2 protein-coding genes and 1 pseudogene are annotated in these 2,284 nt (G+C 36.0%); all 3 read left to right on the forward strand.

Annotated elements, in window-relative coordinates; genetic code table 11:
* Positions 1 to 215 precede the first annotated feature (215 nt).
* On the forward strand, positions 216 to 452 hold the full coding sequence (locus tag B9A32_RS20845) for a hypothetical protein (RefSeq protein WP_084072112.1): 237 nt from the start codon (positions 216 to 218) through the stop codon (positions 450 to 452).
* A gap of 209 nt (positions 453 to 661) precedes the next feature.
* Positions 662 to 1,879, forward strand: coding sequence for an ISL3 family transposase (locus B9A32_RS20850; RefSeq protein ID WP_084072114.1), 1,218 nt, complete (start codon positions 662 to 664; stop codon positions 1,877 to 1,879).
* Between the two features lie 67 nt (positions 1,880 to 1,946).
* Positions 1,947 to 2,284: pseudogene (locus tag B9A32_RS21220) on the forward strand (IS4 family transposase); the annotation flags it as partial.

Genomic DNA, 2,284 nt, shown 5'->3' on the forward strand with positions numbered 1-2,284 from the left:
CAATTTCGTTTTTTGGTCCTTTTACGAATTTTTTGCTTGCGTTTATTTATTTTTTTATCGATAATTCTCTTCACTCGAAATGTCCTTTTTTATGTGTAGATTTTTTTATTACGAATTAAATATATACTGTAATTAAAGGCATTTCGAGTTTTTTTTTAATATTTTTATTTAAAACACGCTTATTTTAGGGTTAGCATCACAGAAAACACCGTAATATGAAAAATATTAAATTAAAATCCGTTGATTCGGAATCAGCTGATATAATAGTCAATATACACTTTGATGCCGTGCATAAAGGTCATGCATCACATTTTTATGATGAGGATATACTCAATGACTGGTCTCCTCCTATTTCCGAAGCAAGAATAGCTGACTTCAAAAGAAGAATTTCAAAGACCCAACCCATTGCCATGTTGGCCTATTTGGATGAAATACCTATTGGCTTTCAGTGATGTCCGGTTAGGTTTTTGCATGCTTAAAAAAGAATATAAAATACTTGATTTATTAAAAAACAAGAGGTTCTTCCGAAAATCCCGTACTTTTGATCCTAAGGCGAATTTGGAGTTCTTTGAAAATTAAATTTTTTCTTGAAATATAGGTGTGGACATGCTCATCTTCCATATTTTTTGTATTGGCCATACAATTAGGGGAGAATTGAAGCATGTCCACAAGCTTTGTTTATCACGCGTTAGGGGTTTCTGACCAGAAATATAAAAGTACTGGCTATAAAAATGGGAAAATTATATTTGAGATCACGCCAAAGCCCAAGGCTCTAAGATGCTCGCTATGTAATGCAAAGTCCGTTATCAAAAGAGGGGTGGTTATCCGAGATATAAGAACCGTCCCAATTGGTTCCAAAACAATTTGGCTTCGTTCACATATTCAGCGAGTCTGGTGTCCTTTCTGTCAGGTTACCCGACAAATAAAGCTTTCCTTTGCAGACAGGGGAAAAAGATATACCCGTGCATTTGAAAAATATGTTCTTTCTCTTTCACCGATGATGACAATTAAAGATATTGCCAATCATCTGAAAATAAGCTGGGATACCGCAAAAGAGATACATAAAAATCATTTATCAAGGCGTTATAAAAAACTTAATTACAAAAAGCTGAAAAAAATTGCCATTGATGAGATATCCATTGGAAAAGGCCATCAATATATAACCATTGTCATGGATTTAGATTCAGGTAGAATTTTCCATGTCGGCAAGGGCAAGGGGGCTGACGCATTAACAGACTTTTGGGTTAAATTGAAACGAGCAAGAGCTAAGATCAAGGCGGTAGGTATTGATATGTCTCCTGCTTACATCAGCGCTGTAGTAAATAATTTGCCCGGGGCAGACATAGTTTTTGATCGATTTCATGTGGTGAAATTGTTTAATGAAAAGCTCTCAGATTTCAGGCGAAGCCTATTTAATCATCTCGCAGGTAAGCCAGAAGAGCAAAAATTAATCAAAGGAACCAGGTGGTTATTGCTAAAAAACCCTGAAAACCTTCAAAAAGGCAGAGATGAAGACAAACGGTTAAAAGAGGCCCTTGAGCTCAATCAACCATTAGCTACTGCATATTATTTAAAGGAGGAGTTGAGACAAATTTGGAATCAGCAGGATAAAGAGACTGGAAATAAAATAATACAAAATTGGATAGAGCTTGCCAATGCATCCAAAATTCCAATGCTCATGAAATTTACAAAAACCCTTGGTTCACATAAAAGTGGAATCCTTTCATATTATGATCATCGAATTTCATCTGGGCCGCTGGAAGGGACCAACAACAAAATCAAAACAATGAAACGTCAAGCTTATGGGTACCGCGACCAGGAATTCTTTAAACTCAAGCTTTTCGATCTTCACACTAAAAAGTACGCGTTAATCGGATGAACCAAACAAGAGCTAATTAAGCATTGCTTTTGTCTTGTTGTAATTGATTTTATAACAAGGAGAAGTAATGCCCATAGCACAATTAAAAAAACAAAAGATCAAATTTAATGCGGAATCCTTTATACAATATCTGTTGCCTTTACAAACAATTCTACTCACTACCCCTGCGCTTAATTCAAGGGGGTATCGGCCATTGAAAATGACGTTTGAAGACCAGCTCAATGCTTTATTGTTCTATCACCTTCAAGAGCATGAGTCTGCAAGAGATCTTGTCCAATGCATGAAAGAAGATGATTTTGCCAAAAACAATATAGCGCCTGATGGTGGTATCAGTCTCAGCAGTTTTTGTGAAGCCATTAATGATCGAGGACTCGAACAACTTCAATATGTCTTTGAGGAACTTTG

It is taken from the genome of Desulfocicer vacuolatum DSM 3385 (assembly GCF_900176365.1).
GTDB lineage: Bacteria > Desulfobacterota > Desulfobacteria > Desulfobacterales > Desulfobacteraceae > Desulfocicer > Desulfocicer vacuolatum.

What these genes read in the sequence shown, in the direction of transcription:
- B9A32_RS20845 (WP_084072112.1), top strand. Translation starts at nt 216, where the DNA reads ATGAAAAATATTAAATTAAAATCCGTTGATTCGGAATCAGCTGATATA.
- B9A32_RS20850 (WP_084072114.1), top strand. Translation starts at nt 662, where the DNA reads ATGTCCACAAGCTTTGTTTATCACGCGTTAGGGGTTTCTGACCAGAAA.